Below are 14,314 nucleotides of genomic sequence, written 5' to 3'. Positions count from 1 at the left end.
TGGGGAGCCGTTCGACTGCTGAAACCCGAATACATCCTAGTCCCGCCGTGAGTCAAGACGCCTTTGACTCGCCCGCCCCGAGGTTCCTATAAAGGAAGCCACGGCCGCATCATCGAAGGAGGAAGCAGGTATGGCACAGGCCCTTGACGGCATCAGGATACTCGATCTCAGCAACTACATCGCCGGCCCGTTCGCGGCCATGCTGCTGGCGGACATGGGGGCGGCGGTGGTGAAGATAGAGAACACGAACGGCGGCGACCCCTTCCGGAAGTGGGGCAGGGAGCCGCGCATGTACAGCCCGTTGTTCCGCAGCTACAACCGCAACAAGCGGGCCATGACGCTCAACCTGCGCCATGCGGAAGGCAAGGAGGTCTTTCTTCGCATGGTGGAGGAAGCCGACGTCGTCATCGAGAACTACCGGCCGGGGGTGATGGACCGGCTGGAACTCGGCTACGAACGCCTGAGCCAACTGAACCCGCGCCTGATCTACTGCGGCATTTCCGCGTTCGGGCAAACCGGTCCTTACCGCGAAAAGCCGGGTTTCGACACACTCGGGCAGTGCCTGAGCGGCCTGCTGAGCCAGATCATCGACCCGCAAAACCCGGCGCCGCCGGGCCTCGCCTTCTCGGACCACCTGGGCGGCATGTTCGCCTGCTACGGCGTTCTCACCGCCCTGATGGCGCGGGAAAAGACCGGCAAGGGCCAGAAGGTAGAGACCTCCCTCATGGAGGCCTCCATGGCGTTCATCGGGCGCAGCATCATCCAGTACTTCGCTACGGGAGACATCCCCAACGTGGAGAGCCGGGGCCGTTCCGCCGGCGTGTACGCGCTGCTGGCCGGGGACGGCCTCCCGTTCGTCGTCCATCTTTCCCATCTCAACAAGTTCTTCGTGGGCCTCACCCGCGCCATCGAGCGTCCCGAACTGGCGGACGACCCCCGGTTCCGCGAGCACCAGGACCGTCTCGCAAACTACGACGACCTCAAGGCGCTGTTGCAGGAGACCGTCCGCGCCAAACCCCGGGCGCACTGGCTGGAGGCGCTGAGCCGCAACGACGTGGCCAACGCCCCCATCAACCGACTCGACGAAGTGTTCGGCGACCCCCAGGTGCAGCATCTCGACCGCATCATGGAACTGCGGCATCCCAAGCACGGCAAGATGCACACCGTGCGAAGCGGCGTCAACCTGAGCGAGACGCCGGCCCAGGTTTCGGCGCTGCCGCCGGAGTTGGGCGAGCACACCGCGGAGATTCTCCGCGAATTGGGCTACAGCCGGGAACGGATCGATCAATTGGCGGAAGCGGGCACGACTTGACCCTGTTTCCCGGCCTGTGTTATGGGCGGGCCAGCTTTCATGACGTGCCGGGCAGAGGTCGACCAGGAAAGGAGAGCGAGATGCATTGGATCATGGCGCTCATTATCTGTGGTGTCCTTGCGGCGGCGAGCGGAGCCTCTGCACAGGACAATGTCAAGGCCCTCTACGAAAAGGCGAAGAAGGAAGGCCAGGTCGTGATGGCCGCGGGCTCGCCCCCTTCCGCGCTCAAGGCGCAGATCGCGGGTTTCAACAAGCGGTTCCCCGGGATCCAGGTCAACCACATCCCGTCCACGGGGTCCGACGCGTCCGCCAAGATACAGCTCGAGACGCGGGTGGGCAGGGCCACCTATGAGGTCGCCCAGGCCACTACCACCTCGGCCGAGCTTCTCCTCAAGAAGGACCTCCTGGCGCCCTTCGCGTACCACGAGTTCGGTATCGCCAAGGACGAGATCTCTTTCGGCGACCGGCTCGTGCCCTGGTTCGACCTGACGCGAGTCCTGGGGTTCAACACGAATCTGGTCTCGAAGGATCAGGTGCCCACCACCTGGGAAGGGTTGCTGGACCCCAAGTGGAAGGGCAGGAAGATCATCGTCGTCGGGCGGGGCTATCCTTTCGGAGACCTTGTGCCTGTCTGGGGCCTGGAGAAAGTCCTGGAATACACCAAGAAGTTCAAGGCCCAAGACCCCATCGTGCAGCCCCGCGGCGGCCCCCAGACCCTGGAGGCGCTGGTGGCGGGGCAGGCCCCGTTGGCGCTGATCCAGTTCGATCGCGTTTTTCGAGCCAAGGTGAAGGAAAAGGCGCCGGTGGACTTTGTGTGGATCTCGCCCATGTCGGTGACGCGGTTCTTCTCCATAGCGGTGAAGAAGGTCCGCCATCCCAACGCGGCCAAGCTGTTGACCGGCTACCTTGGCACCCAGGAAGCGTCGCGGCTCATGGAGGAAGTGTCGTTCCGGAGCCAGTTGGGCAAGAGCGCCCAGACCGACGCGGCGAAGATGGTGCGGAGGGCCGGTGTGCAGTTGGTGTGGAATGCCCCCACCATGGCGGAAGCCAAGGAGCTCAAAGGGTGGCGAAAGGCCGTGCGCAAGATCCTGACGGGGCACTAGCGCCCCACGGTTTTGCCGCTGCTCCGGATACGGACCCGAGACGGGGAAGGAGTCCTTACGCATGGCCCGAGACGGCTTCAGGATTTTCGATAGCGACATGCACGTGTTCGAGCCGCATGATCTCTATCTGAGGCACATGGATCCCAAGTGGGGTGACCGGATTCCCAGGGGCGAGCCGAGGAAGCGCCACGGCCAGATCAAGTTCAGCTACGGCGACGGCACGCCGGTACGGCCGTCGGGCGTTACGGCGCGGCCCAATGTGACTCCGGGCGAAGATCTCGTGGCCCACCGCTACGCCAAGCCCCTGGAGCGGAACTACGACGCGGTTTCCCAGGTCGAGGCCATGGACGAGGAGGGTCTGGATGTCGCGGTGCTGTTCCGGACCTTCCCGCTGCACACGGACGACACCCTGGAGCCGGAGTTCGCCAATGCCCTGTGCCGGGCCTGGAACGACTGGTGCGCTGAGTTCTGCAAGGAGAATCCCGAGCGGCTCAAGGCATCGGCGCTGATCACGCTCCACGACGTGGACATGGCGGTGGACGAGGCGCGCCGCGCGGTGACCGAGCTGGGCGCCGCCGGGCTGTGCCTCGTGCCCGAGCCGGCCAACGGCCGGCACATTCACGAGTACTACTTCGACCCCTTGTGGCGCGAGGCGGAGCGCCTGAACGTGCCCATCTGCTTCCATCCGGCGGCGGCCCCGCGCATGGACCAGGTGGCGCAGCGGTTCAACGGTTTTCCCAACGAGGGGCTTCTGGTCAACACCTACCGGAATCCCATCGAGCTGATGCTGGCCGTCGGAAGCTTTTGCGGCGGCGGCGTGCTGGAGCGGTTCCCGCGGCTCAAGGTGGCGTTCCTCGAAGGCAACTGCAGTTGGCTGCCGTGGGTGCTCTACCGCCTCGACGAGCGTTGGGAGTTGCGCCAACACCTTTGCGACGAGCCCTTGTCGCTGAACCCGAGCGACTACTTCATGCGCCAATGCGTTGTCGCCACGGACGTGGAAGAGGACCTGGTGACGGACGTGGTGGAGCGGCTCGGGGACGACAACATCGTCATCTCCACGGATTACCCGCACGCTGATTCGAGGTGGCCGGACGCCGTGAGCAGCTTTCTCAAGATCGATGGGCTCGGCGACGCATCGAAGCGCAAGATCTTCTGGGACAACAGCGCCAGACTCTACAACCGGCAATAGAAAGGAGGGGACGGGAGACGTCCGGTCCTCTCCCATCGCAAGTTCGACATGCGCGCAAGCGAACGGGATCTGTTCGGCTGGCTTACCTTGGGAGCGGTGGCGTGGCTCGTGGTCGTACCGCTGTTCCTGGTGGTCTTTTTCTCGTTGCAGCGCGAGCCGTTGATGGAGGTCGGCGGTCTTACCCTGTTCCACTATTTCGAGATCTACGTCGACCCCGGCACCTATGAGCTGATCCTCAACACCCTGCTGTTCGGCGCCGGTTCCATCCTCACCGGGTTTGCCTTCGCGGTGCCCCTGGCATGGCTGGTGGAGCGCACCAACTCCCCGGGGCGGCATCTCATGTACGCCCTGATTCTGGTGCCCATGGCGCTTCCGCCCATGATCGCGGCGCTCGGCTGGGAACGGCTGCTCGACCCGCGCATCGGCGTCATCAACATGGTCCTCAGGGCGCTGCTCGGCATGGAAGGGGAAGGCCCCCTCAACGTCTTCACCCTCTATGGGATGTCGTTCGTGATGGGTCTTTCCATGGTCCCCACCGTGTTTCTCATGCTGGTGCCGGTGCTGCGCAACATGGACCCGGCTTTCGAGGAAGCCAGCATGATCTCGGGGGCCAGCCGCTTCACGACCCTGTGCCGGGTGACCTTTCCGCTGACCTATCCGGCTTTCTTCGCCGCCCTCATCTGGTTCTTCATCATCTCCATCGAGGCCTTCGAGATACCGGGCGTCATCGGCATGCAGGCCGGCATCCTCGTGTTCAGCACCAAGATCTTCTGGGCCATCCATCCTCCCATGGGCGAGTTGCCGGAGTACGGCACCGCCAGCGCCCTGGCCATGAGCGTGCTGGTGCTGAGCGGCGTGCTCGTCTATCTCTACCTGAAGGTGCTCGGGGCGGGCGAGAAGTACACCACCGTCACCGGCCGCGGCTACCGTCCCGCGGTGATCGACCTGGGCCGCGCCAGGTATGTCGGGTCCGGTTTCTTTTTTCTCTACATGTGCCTGGCCGTCGTGTTGCCGCTGCTGGTGTTGGCGTGGGGCAGCCTGCTGACGTTCTACCAGCCGCCTTCCTGGGAGTTGGTGCCGCAGCTCACCGTCAAGCACTACGTCAACGCGGTAACGGGTTACGGCGCCCTGACGGCGTTCAAGAACACGGCCGTGCTGGTGGTGGCGGCGTCCACCGCCACCACGGTGCTGGCGGTGGTGGCGGGCTGGATCATCGTGCGGTTCGGCGGCAGGACCGGGAAAATCCTGAACCTGCTGACTTTCGCGCCTATCGCCATCCCGTCGGTGATCATCGGCTTCGCGCTGATCCTGATGTACCTCTCGATACCCGTGGGCGTCTACGGCACCGTCTGGGTCATCGTCATCGCCCACGTCACCCGCTACATCTCCTACGGCTCCCGGGCGGTGATCTCCGCCCAGGTCCAGGTCCATAAGGAGCTGGAGGAGGCCTCCTACACCTGCGGCGCCTCGCTGGGCGCGACTCTGCGCAAGGTCGTGGTGCCCATCGTGCTTCCCGCGCTGGTGAGCCTGTGGCTGTGGGTGGCGCTTCACAGCCTGCGGGAGCTCTCGTCGGCGGTCCTCCTGGCCACCCCCGGAAACCGGGTGGTGAGCACCATGATCTGGTTCGCCTGGCAGGAGGGGCAGGTGGGAGAGGCCTACGCGCTTTCCATCATGCTGATCGCGGTCTCCCTGGTGATAGCGTTCGCGGCCCGGCGCCTCCTCACCTGGGGAGACCCGGTGGGTATGCACTAGTCACTGGTCCGACTCACGCGTCGCACAAGAAAAGGGGGGCGGGTCCCGGGACCCGCCCCCCTTTTGAACGCGTGGAAAGAGCGTTACACGGCCTTCCTGAGCGGCTGTTCCTCGAAGTGCTGCTTCACCTCCGCCAGCTTCATGAGGTCGGCGTACTTGTGGTGCAGGTCGAACAGGTTCACCTTGTGGGAGATGATGCTGCGGTCGAAGACGCACTCCTCGACGATGGAGACGTGGTAGCCGTTGGAGTAGGCGTCCACCACGCTGGCGCGGACGCAGCCGCTGGTGCTCTCGCCGCACACGATCAGCGAGCTGATGCCGAGCCGGGTGAGGTGGGCGATGAGCGGCGTGCCGTAGAAGCCGCTGGCCCGCTCCTTGTAGATGATGATGTCGTCGGGCTCGGGGGCGAATTCCTTGTAGATCTCGAAGTCGTCCGCGTCGATCCCGGTAATCTGACGGTTGGTGGCGTGCACCGCGGCCGGCTGCACCTCTTTCCGCGTCTCGGTGGTAGTGTAGAAGATCGGCAGCCCTTGGGCGCGGGCGAGGGCGAAGAGCTCCTTGGTGGGCTCGATGGCATCGTAGGCGTACACGCCGCAGGAGCTCTTGTGCTCCTTGACCACCTCGTGCACGGGCTGGGGGCCGCCCCGGTAGGCGAGGTTGTAGAGATCGATGGCCAGGAGCGCGGGCCGCTCGCCCACGTAGATGTCCCTGCGGTAGGGCCTGTAGATGTCCATGATCTCTTCGGTGACGAGATCCTGCCAGCAATGATCCTCGAATTTATCAACCATCGGGAGTCTCCCTTTCGCGATATGATCCAACGGTGATACCGTTTCGGCCGCCACGGTGTCAACCTCGCTTTCTCGCCCCGTAACCGTTAGCCTGCGTGTCCATGTGGTTCGTGCTGGCGCTTCTCTCCGCCCTGTTCCAGGTGCTGCGCAACATTTCCATGAAGCACCTGGGCCATGAGCTCGACGATATCATCAACGTCTGGGGCCGGTTCACGTTCCTGCTGCCGTTCGTGGCCCTGGGCTCGGTCTGGCACGGATTGCCGGAGGTGAAGGACGGGTTCTGGCTCTACGTCATCGGCTTCGCCGTGACCCAGTCCATCGCCACACTGAGCCTCTCCAAGGCGCTCAAGCTGTCGGGCATCGCCATCGTCACGTCCCTGTGGAAGTTGAGCCTGCTGTTCCTGGTGCTGTTCGCCTACGTGACCCTGGACGAGACGCCGTCGGCGGCCGGGCTGGCGGGGGTATTGCTCAGCACCGCCGGCGTCTATCTCCTCAACGTGCAGAAGAGTCATATCTCCGTATGGGCACCGCTGCGCGAGCTGTTGGTGGACCGGGGACTGCGCTACACGCTGGCGGCGGCCTTCTTCTACGCGCCCTCGGTGGTGCTGGTGAAGCTCCTGATCCTCCACTCCGACGTCTACTTCGCCAACCTGATCGGTTACCTTGCGGCCTCTCTGACGGTGCTGCCGCTGGCGCTGTACCACTCCGCCGGCCATTTCCGCGCCATCCCCCGCCACGGGGTATCGTTCATGGCCATGGGGTTGTGTGCCTCGCTGACGAGCATTTGCCACAGCCTTGCCTACGAGCTGACCCTCACCTCCTACGTCGAGGCGGTCAAGCAAACCGAGATCCTGTTCGCCCTGGCCGCCGGCTGGCTCGTGTTCAACGAGCGCGCGCGGGTGCGCGAGATCCTGCCCGGCAGCCTGACCATCATGGCCGGCATGGTGCTGCTGCGGTTGAGCTAGTCCGGGAAGCTATGCGAATCGTCATTCCCGCGGAAGCGGGAATCCAGGGGTTGAGGGGAACATGGGGCGTCTACAGTGCGGCGAACCGGCTCCAGGTCCACAGTGCCCGTTCGCTGTACAGCCTCTCGACATCCACCGGGACATCGGTTCCGGTGTTCTGGAGATACTGCGCGATGGGCCGTAGCGGCATCCCCACGGCGGCGAGGTAGTCGCCGTGGATGTGCTCGATGAGCCGGTGCCCGTCGCCCTGGATGGAATAGGCGCCGGCTTTGTCCATGGATTCGCCCCGGGCCAGGTAGGCGGCGATGTCGGCGTCGGTGAAAGGGTGCATGCGCACGTCCACGCATTCGAGGTGGGTGGTTTCCCGTCCGGTGGCTCCGTCAATGAGTGCCAGCGCCGTAAGTATCCGGTGATCCCGCCCGGAGAATCGCCGCAGCATGGCCGCTGCGTGTTCCATACTCTCGGGCTTGCCGATCTTTTCGTTGTCCAGCGCGATCAGGGTGTCGCCTCCGATCACCAGGGCCGCGTGTTCCGCACGAGCCACCGCGCGCGCCTTGCCCGTGGCCAACTCCAGCGCCTCGGCCTCGGGGGCGAGATGCGCGCGGGTGGTCTCGACGAAATTCGGGGCGTGCACTTCGAAGGGGAGGCCGAGAAGGGCGAGGATGTCGCGCCGGCGCGGCGAGGTCGACGCCAGGATGATTCGCATTCGCTTCGAGTTCTCGGAGGTTGGTCGAACTAGCCGGCGCCGACGATGCGCGCGACTTCGGCGGCATTGCGCGCCTGGACCATGCGCGCGCGCCATTGCGCCGCGCCGCGGAAACCCTTGCAGTACCAGGCCAAGTGCTTGCGCATGGCGGGGAAACGCCGCTCGCCCCACAGGCCCTCGAAGTGCCGGCTGTGCTCGAGCAGCACCCGGGTGCGCTCTTCCTGAGAGACGTCCGGCGGGGCCGCGTCGAACTCCGCGCCGCGGGCCAGTGCGTCCTTGGCCCACCGCTTGTCGCGGAACACCCAGGGGTTACCCATGGCGCCGCGCCCCAGGAGGACGCCGTCGACGCCGGTCCGGCGCACGCGTTCCACCACGTCGGCCATGGACTTGAGGTCTCCGTTCCCCAGGACCAGGATCCCCGTGCCCCGTGCCAGCTCCACTACCCGGGCGATGGCGTCCCAGTCCGCAAACCCCTTGTACATCTGCTTCAGGGTCCGGCCGTGCACGGAGAGGGCGGCGGGGCGTTCGTCCAGCAGCACCGGGATCCACTCGTCCACCTGCACCCGGTCGTAGCCCACGCGGGTCTTGACCGAGAGGGGGATCGCACGGCGCTCTTCTTCCCAGGGTTGCCCGTGGCACATGCTCCGGACCCGCTCCAACACGTCGGGCGCCAGTCCGATGTCCTCAAGGCGCTGGCCCGCGGCCCAGTCCTCGATGCCGCGGCGCGCCGCGCGGATGAGCGTCACCGCCAGCCTCGGATTGAGGATGAGGCCCGCGCCGCACCCCTTGTTGGCAACGTTCTTGGCCGGACAGCCCATGTTGATGTCGAGCCCGTCGAAGCCCAGCTCGCAGACGACGTGGGCCACTTGGTAGAACGCTTCCGGCGTGCGTCCGTAGATCTGCGCCAGCACGGGCCGTTCGCACTCGCCGTACACGAAGTCGCGCACGAAGCCGTCGGCGCCGCAGCAGATGGCCTCCACGCTGGTGAACTCGGTCATGCACAGGTCGGGCCGGCCGTGTCGCGCCGCCACCAGGCGGAAGGATGCGTCCGTGACCCCGTCCATGGGCGAGAGGCCGATGATCGGCTTTTCGATGTCGTGCCAGAAATTCATGAGGACAGGCGGAACGCGCTTCAGTCCGGCACGTCTTCCCGCTGCGCGATCATTTCGTCCAGCTCGTCCTTGAGGCGCGGCAGGATCTCATCGTAGGGGAATGCCCCCAGCGGCTCGCTCCCACGCTTCAGGTTGACGAACCGGGGGCCGCACCAGAGGCCCAGGTCGGCGTCGTCGGTTTCTCCCGGACCGTTGACGCGGCAACCCATGACCGCGATGGTGATGGCATGCTCGGCGGCGTAGGCGGTCATCTCCTTCACCTGCTGCGCCAGCTCCACGAAGTTCTCGTTCTCCACCCGCGAGCAGCTCGGGCAACTGATGATGTTGAGGGAGTCGAGGCCGTAGTCCACGACGCTCCGCACCCGGCCCTCGGCGATGTCGGCCAGTATCCCGCGTCCGGCCGCGATCTCTTCGCCCTTGCGCGCGTTGGGCACGGTCAGGGACACCCGGATGGTATCGCCGATGCCGCGGCTGATGAGCTGCTCGAAGGCGATGCGGGTCTTGATGATGCCGTCCGGCGGCAATCCCGCCTCGGTCACGCCGAGATGCAGCGGCACGTCCGGGCGCTCTTCGGCAAATCGTTGGTTGACCTCGATGACCTTGGCCGGATCGGAGTCCTTGAGCGAGACGCAGTAGCGCGTGTAGCCGATGCGGTCGAGCAGCTCACAGTGCTCCCAGGCGCTCGCCAGCATCGGCGAGATGGAGTCGTCCTCGGGGAACTTTTCTTGCTGCGCGGGATCCACCGAACCGCAGTTGACGCCCACGCGCATGGCGCAGTCGTGAGCGGTTGCCACCTCGGCCAGGAACTTGACCTTGTCCCGCCAGGATTTCCTGCGCTCGTGGTGGTAGAGATGGCCCGGGTTGTAGCGGATCTTGTCGACGTGGGGCGCCACCGCGCTGGCCAGACGGTAATTTTCCTGAAGGTCCACAGACAGGTTGGCGTCGGTCGCGCCCCGTATGGCCGCCAGCGCCGCCGCATCCTTCTTGCTGTCCACGGCGATGCGGATCACATCGGCGCCGGCCTCGGCCAAGTCCTTGACCTGGGCCACCGTCGCGTCGACGTCCTGGGTATGAGTGGCGCACATGCTCTGGACGGCAATAGGGTGATTGCCGCCGATGACGGCGGTGCCGATGCGAACGGCGCGGGTGGGATTGCGCGGCAGTTTCATGGGATCGTGCGACTCCGGTGTCCGGTGTGTTGTCTTCAAGGCTAGCTCGAATGCTCCCTGGAAGCAACTTCCACGGCGGCACGGGGCGGTTTCGAAGCCGTGTGAGATCGCGTCTTGATGCGGGTAGGAATTCGGACTAGGATGACCGGCGTAGCCAAGGAGAACCGATGCAAACCGCACGCGCGAGAACCCGTCTGGCGGCCGTCGCCACGGCGCTTTGCTTGCTGGGATTCATGCCGGCAAGCCTGTCTCCGGCACAGAGAGAGTCGGCCCCGGTCCTTGAGCCGGAACCGGAGCACTCGGGCATCAGCGCCGAAATCCTCCAGCGGCTCACACGCGCCCATTACCAGTCCATCACGCTGAACGACCAGTTGTCGGGGCGGATCTTCGATTCCTACATCAGGGCCATGGATCCGTCACGAAGCTACTTCTCGGTGGCCGATATCGACGGGTTCGAGCCCCTTCGGACGCGTTTCGACGACTTGGTCAAGGCCGGGGATCTCGGCCCGGCCTTCAAAATCTTCAATCGGTACCGGCAACGCCTGGACGAACGGCTCCGCTTCCTGATCGACATTCTCGACGATGGGTTCGAGCAGCTCGATTTCGAAAAGGACGAGAGTCTGGAACGGACCAATACGAACTGGGCGGGTTCCGCGGACGAGCTCGGGGATCTCTGGCGCCGGCAACTCAAGGGTGACGTGCTGAACCGTCTGTTGGCAGGGACCGAGCGGGAGGAGATCCGCGAGGCGCTGCGGCAACGTTATCGGAATCAATTGACGCGCCTGGCCAAGACCAACAACGCTGATGTGTTTCGTGTGTACACCAATGCTTTCCTCCGGGCCATCGACCCGCACAGCGCGTACTATCCGCCTCATCAGAGTGAAAACTTCAACATTCACATGAGCTTGTCGCTGGAGGGCATCGGCGCCGTGCTCCAGGACGACGGTGGAACGGTAAAAGTGGTCCGGCTGGTTCCGGGCGGGCCGGCCGACAAGGCCGGGGAACTGCGTCCCGGAGACCGTATCGTGGGCGTGGCCCAGGGCAACTACGGCGAAATGGTGGACATCCTCGGGATGCGCCTCGATGAGGTCGTCACCCTGATACGCGGCCCCAAGGAGACCACGGTCCGGCTGGAGATTATTCCCCAGGCGAGCACGAGCGGAGAACACAAGGTCATCCGCATCGTTCGCAACAAGGTGGATCTGGCGGACCAGCAGGCCAGCAGCCAGGTCCTGGAGGTGAAGGTCGGGGAGCGGACGGACAAGATCGGCGTCATCCGTTTGCCCACGTTCTACGTCGACTTCGCGGCGCAGCGCGCCGGGGACCCCAACTACAAGAGCACGGCCACGGACGTCAAACGCCTCATCGCGGAGTTGCAGGACGCCAAGGTCAACGGCCTGGTGCTGGACCTGCGGAACAACGGCGGGGGTGCTCTCGGCGAGGCCATCCGGCTCGTCGGACTGTTCATCCGGACCGGTCCGGTGGTGCAGATCCGCGATGGGCGGGGCGTGATCGGCGTTCGTTCGGATACGGACCCGGGCATCGTCTACGACGGTCCGCTGGCGGTGCTGGTGAACCGGCTCAGCGCCTCGGCCTCGGAGATCTTTGCCGGCGCCGTCCAGGACTACGGCAGGGGTTTGGTGCTGGGCGTCCAGACTTTCGGCAAGGGCACCGTGCAAACGCTCATGCCCATGAGCCGAGGGCACCTGAAGCTTACCCAGGCCAAGTTCTACAGGATCTCGGGAGAGAGCACCCAGCACCGCGGCGTGATTCCCGACATTGAGTTTCCCGGCATGATCGACAAGACGGAGGTGGGCGAGAGCGCGCTGGAGCACGCGTTGGCGTGGGATGTCATCGACCGCGCCCGGTACGCCCGGACCGGTGACACCGCGCCGCTTCTCGAAGAACTGCGGCGAAGACACCACAAGCGCACGCAGGCGGACCCGGACTTCAGCCATCTGATGGCGCGTATCGAACGCCTGCGCCAGGAGCGGGGAGAGGCCACTGTCTCGCTGAGCGAGAAGACGCGCAGGGCCATGAAGAAGACCGACGAAGTCCGCGAGCTCCAGAGCGAGAACAGCCGGCGCGTGGCCAAGGGCGAGAAACCCTTCGCCAGCTACGCCGAGTTGGCAACCTACAACGAGGAGAAGGCAAGCGCCAACGGCTCTCCGGAAGAAGACCCGATCCTGGACGAGACGGCACACGTCCTGGGAGACTTCATCGACATCTCCCGGTCGGCCGGGCGGGCGCAACGCCGAGGCACGTAGGGGTTGGTTGGTTATTCGCCGCCGTTGACGTCCACCACCGAGCCGCTGACGAAGGAGGCCGCGTCCGAGGCCAGGAACAGCGCCACGCTCGCCACCTCGTCGGGCTTGCCGTGGCGTCCCAAGGCGATGTTCTCCAGTCCCCGCGCCTCCAGGTTTCCGAGGCTCGTACCGCCGGGCCGCGGCGTGTCGATGATTCCCGGCGCCACCGCGTTGACCCGCACCTCCGGTCCCCACTGATTGGCCATGTGAAAGGTCAGGTTCATGACCGCGGCCTTGGCCGTGCCGTAGGCGGCCATGTTGGGGCGCTCGTGCTTGGTGGAGCGGCCCGAGATGGAGCCGATGTTGACGATGGCGCCCTTGCCGCGTTCCTTCATGTGCGGCACCACTGCCTTGGAGCACACGAACGCGGTCTTGGCGTTGACGTCGTAGACCCCCATGAAGTCCTCGGGCGCAAGCTCCAGCAGCGGCGCACGCTGAAACGCGGGCATCTCCGGGTTGCGGCTGTAGGAGCCGCCGGCCACGTTGAGGAGCGCGTCGATTCGGCCGAACCGCTCCAGCGTGGCGGCGACCAACCGTTTCACCTGATCCTCTTGGGACACGTCCACCGCCACGCCGGCGGCGCCTACCCCCAAGGCTTCGACTTCCGCCACCACGGGCGGGATGGAGTCCGCCGGCAGCGAGGCGATCATCACGTTGGAGCCCGCTTGGGCGAAGGCCAACGCACAGCAGCGCCCGATGCCGCCGCTGCCGCCGGTGATGATGGTGGTGCGTCCTTCCAGTGAGAAGCGTGACAGGTCCATGTGTTTTCCTTCCGTCCTCTAACCTTCCCACAAATGGCTGAACTGCACGGCCACCACGTCCTCGTACGCGACCGGCGCGGCCAGCAGGCCGATGTCCTGGGCGAAGCGGTTCATGCTCGTCACCACCGGCTCCGGGATACGGGGATCGTAGTAGGGGGTGTCGCGTTCGATGAGGGTGGCGATGAGCCCGGCCTCCTCGGGAGGGTACAGGGCCTTGCCTACGTCCGCCGCCCGCTGCGGGTCTTCCACCAGTGCCTTCTGGGTCTTGACCAGCGCCCGCACCGCGGCGGCGGCGGCGTCGGGGTTCTCGGAGATGACCCGGTCCGAAGTGATGAGGGCGGGGAAGGTGTAGCCGCGCGCGTCGGGCGGTCCCTCGCCACGCCGGATGTCCACGACGACGGTGCCGGCGCCGTGGCGCACGGCCACCTCGGCGCCCATGCCGTTGGCCCAGAAGCCGTCGATGGCGCCCTCGGAGAGGGCCTTGGCCGCGGTCACGCCGAAGGAGACTCCGGCCGCGGTGGCGCCGGGTACGGGACCGATCTCGATCTTGTCCGCCTCGGGGTCGAGGCCCGCGGCCCTGAGCATGCGTTTGAGTCCGAGGTCTACCCCCGGCGCGGCGCCGATGCGCAGACCCTTGACGGCTTCGATGTCGCCGCGCTGGACCCCCAGGTCGGCCCGCAGCACCAGGAACCAGTACATGTGCTGGGCCAGCGCCGCCAGCAGCTTGGCTCCCTTCCAGTCCGGGAACTTGGTGAGGGTGGCGTGGGAGGAGGCGGCCGCGAAGTCGAGCTTGTGGTCTCTCAGGGCCTCGAAGGTGGAGGGCACCGGAAAGATGAGCTCCAGCTCCATGTCGAGACCTTCGTCTTTGAAGAAACCGAGCTCGACGGCGGCGATGGCGGGGAAGTAGGAGTTGGAGACGAAGTCGGGTAGTCCTATGCGCATGGCGTTCCTTTCGCGAACGGGGCGTTGGGGTGGGGTGTAGCGGATTCGGTGCACGGATGTAAAGCGGTCCCCGGGGGATGGGAGGATGGCGGGATGGGGGGGGGGGGGCGCCCCCCCCGGGGGGGGGGGGGGCCCCCCAAACCCCCCGGGGGGGGCCCCCCCCAACCACCGGGGGGGGGGGGTTTGTTTTGAATACAACAACGACGGGG

At 65.5% G+C, this 14,314-nt stretch carries 12 protein-coding genes; 6 read left to right on the top strand and 6 right to left on the bottom strand.

Translation table 11 applies throughout. The features are described 5' to 3' along the window. Nucleotides 1-130: 130 nt before the first annotated feature. The 4 genes from OXU42_10385 (at nt 131) to OXU42_10370 (ending at nt 5,356) form a co-directional block, all read left to right on the top strand. The gene (locus OXU42_10385) at nt 131-1,312 is read left to right on the top strand and encodes a CoA transferase (protein ID MDE0029792.1); all 1,182 of its coding nucleotides are present in this window, start codon (nt 131-133) and stop codon (nt 1,310-1,312) included. A gap of 80 nt (nt 1,313-1,392) precedes the next feature. Further along, entirely contained in the window at nt 1,393-2,415 is a 1,023-nt protein-coding gene (locus OXU42_10380; GenBank protein MDE0029791.1) for an extracellular solute-binding protein, read from the top strand. A gap of 61 nt (nt 2,416-2,476) precedes the next feature. Further along, on the top strand, nt 2,477-3,604 hold the full coding sequence (locus OXU42_10375; GenBank protein MDE0029790.1) for an amidohydrolase family protein: 1,128 nt from the start codon (nt 2,477-2,479) through the stop codon (nt 3,602-3,604). A 48-nt stretch (nt 3,605-3,652) separates the two neighbouring features. After that, entirely contained in the window at nt 3,653-5,356 is a 1,704-nt protein-coding gene (locus OXU42_10370; protein ID MDE0029789.1) for an iron ABC transporter permease, read from the top strand. Between the two features lie 83 nt (nt 5,357-5,439). On the opposite strand, the gene OXU42_10365 is transcribed toward OXU42_10370, so the two are convergent. Further along, a complete protein-coding gene (locus OXU42_10365; GenBank protein ID MDE0029788.1) occupies nt 5,440-6,144 on the bottom strand; it encodes an isochorismatase family protein in 705 nt (234 codons plus the stop codon). Between the two features lie 101 nt (nt 6,145-6,245). Here OXU42_10365 and OXU42_10360 point away from each other — a divergent pair, with 101 nt between their 5' ends. Then, the gene (locus OXU42_10360; GenBank protein ID MDE0029787.1) at nt 6,246-7,109 is read left to right on the top strand and encodes an EamA family transporter; all 864 of its coding nucleotides are present in this window, start codon (nt 6,246-6,248) and stop codon (nt 7,107-7,109) included. Between the two features lie 70 nt (nt 7,110-7,179). Here OXU42_10360 and OXU42_10355 read toward each other — a convergent pair whose 3' ends face one another. From OXU42_10355 to ispG, 3 genes are read right to left on the bottom strand one after another with little or no spacing between them, the layout of a single operon-like run. Next, nucleotides 7,180-7,815: a Maf family protein gene (locus OXU42_10355; GenBank protein MDE0029786.1), complete on the bottom strand. Its 636-nt coding sequence runs from the start codon at nt 7,813-7,815 to the stop codon at nt 7,180-7,182. Between the two features lie 29 nt (nt 7,816-7,844). Further along, nucleotides 7,845-8,927 carry a tRNA-dihydrouridine synthase gene (locus tag OXU42_10350; GenBank protein ID MDE0029785.1) on the bottom strand — a complete coding sequence of 361 codons (1,083 nt, stop codon included), beginning with the start codon at nt 8,925-8,927 and terminating at the stop codon, nt 7,845-7,847. A 20-nt stretch (nt 8,928-8,947) separates the two neighbouring features. Continuing rightward, entirely contained in the window at nt 8,948-10,096 is a 1,149-nt protein-coding gene (ispG, locus tag OXU42_10345; GenBank protein ID MDE0029784.1) for a (E)-4-hydroxy-3-methylbut-2-enyl-diphosphate synthase, read from the bottom strand. Between the two features lie 167 nt (nt 10,097-10,263). Here ispG and OXU42_10340 point away from each other — a divergent pair, with 167 nt between their 5' ends. Further along, nucleotides 10,264-12,363 (top strand): carboxy terminal-processing peptidase, encoded by a 2,100-nt coding sequence (locus tag OXU42_10340; GenBank protein MDE0029783.1) that lies wholly within the window; start codon nt 10,264-10,266, stop codon nt 12,361-12,363. Between the two features lie 11 nt (nt 12,364-12,374). On the opposite strand, the gene OXU42_10335 is transcribed toward OXU42_10340, so the two are convergent. Together OXU42_10335 and OXU42_10330 are read right to left on the bottom strand one after the other, a co-directional pair. Beyond that, nucleotides 12,375-13,163, bottom strand: coding sequence for an SDR family oxidoreductase (locus OXU42_10335; protein MDE0029782.1), 789 nt, complete (start codon nt 13,161-13,163; stop codon nt 12,375-12,377). An 18-nt stretch (nt 13,164-13,181) separates the two neighbouring features. Beyond that, a complete protein-coding gene (locus OXU42_10330) occupies nt 13,182-14,105 on the bottom strand; it encodes an ABC transporter substrate-binding protein (protein MDE0029781.1) in 924 nt (307 codons plus the stop codon). Nucleotides 14,106-14,314: the final 209 nt, after the last annotated feature.

This window comes from Deltaproteobacteria bacterium (assembly GCA_028818775.1).
Lineage (GTDB): Bacteria > Desulfobacterota > Binatia > UBA9968 > JAJDTQ01 > JAJDTQ01.
The sequence above is the reverse complement of the archived record's forward strand: the minus strand, read 5'-3'. Positions and strand labels throughout refer to the sequence as shown.

Bases quoted from the DNA above. Each gene is read 5' to 3' on its own strand.
- OXU42_10375 (MDE0029790.1), top strand. From the start codon at position 2,477: ATGGCCCGAGACGGCTTCAGGATTTTCGATAGCGACATGCACGTGTTC.
- OXU42_10340 (MDE0029783.1), top strand. From the start codon at position 10,264: ATGCAAACCGCACGCGCGAGAACCCGTCTGGCGGCCGTCGCCACGGCG.
- OXU42_10335 (MDE0029782.1), bottom strand. From the start codon at position 13,163: ATGGACCTGTCACGCTTCTCACTGGAAGGACGCACCACCATCATCACC.
- OXU42_10365 (MDE0029788.1), bottom strand. From the start codon at position 6,144: ATGGTTGATAAATTCGAGGATCATTGCTGGCAGGATCTCGTCACCGAA.
- OXU42_10355 (MDE0029786.1), bottom strand. From the start codon at position 7,815: ATGCGAATCATCCTGGCGTCGACCTCGCCGCGCCGGCGCGACATCCTC.
- OXU42_10370 (MDE0029789.1), top strand. From the start codon at position 3,653: ATGCGCGCAAGCGAACGGGATCTGTTCGGCTGGCTTACCTTGGGAGCG.
- ispG (MDE0029784.1), bottom strand. From the start codon at position 10,096: ATGAAACTGCCGCGCAATCCCACCCGCGCCGTTCGCATCGGCACCGCC.
- OXU42_10385 (MDE0029792.1), top strand. From the start codon at position 131: ATGGCACAGGCCCTTGACGGCATCAGGATACTCGATCTCAGCAACTAC.
- OXU42_10360 (MDE0029787.1), top strand. From the start codon at position 6,246: ATGTGGTTCGTGCTGGCGCTTCTCTCCGCCCTGTTCCAGGTGCTGCGC.
- OXU42_10350 (MDE0029785.1), bottom strand. From the start codon at position 8,927: ATGAATTTCTGGCACGACATCGAAAAGCCGATCATCGGCCTCTCGCCC.
- OXU42_10330 (MDE0029781.1), bottom strand. From the start codon at position 14,105: ATGCGCATAGGACTACCCGACTTCGTCTCCAACTCCTACTTCCCCGCC.
- OXU42_10380 (MDE0029791.1), top strand. From the start codon at position 1,393: ATGCATTGGATCATGGCGCTCATTATCTGTGGTGTCCTTGCGGCGGCG.